The 275-nt window shown below is 68.4% G+C and carries 1 protein-coding gene; it reads right to left on the reverse strand.

The window, feature by feature from the left end; genetic code table 11:
• On the reverse strand, positions 1-275 hold a 275-nt coding region (locus SB679_RS24070), incomplete at both ends, for a hypothetical protein (protein WP_410704760.1).

Here is a 275-nt window from a genome sequence, read left to right on the forward strand (position 1 = left end):
GGCCTCGGAAATCGTGCCCGCCTTGCGCTGCGCGCCAAGCGCTGTCAGCTTGGCCTGCAGGCCCTTTGCCTCGTCATCGTTCATCTGAACGTTGCCGGCCGTCAGAGGCGCACCAAAGGACGGATAACCGTCCCTGTAGTGCGAAAGGCCGCTCTCGGCCGGAGCCTCACCCTTGGTGGCGGTCATCACGACCGCCGTGGGGGCCGCTCGCCTGGCGGCAAGGGCTGCCTTCTCATCCGGCGTCGACGTGCAGCCGGCAAGCGTCATCGCCGCGC

The organism is Chryseobacterium sp. SIMBA_029, from assembly GCF_046535275.1.
Classification (GTDB): Bacteria; Bacteroidota; Bacteroidia; order Flavobacteriales; family Weeksellaceae; genus Chryseobacterium.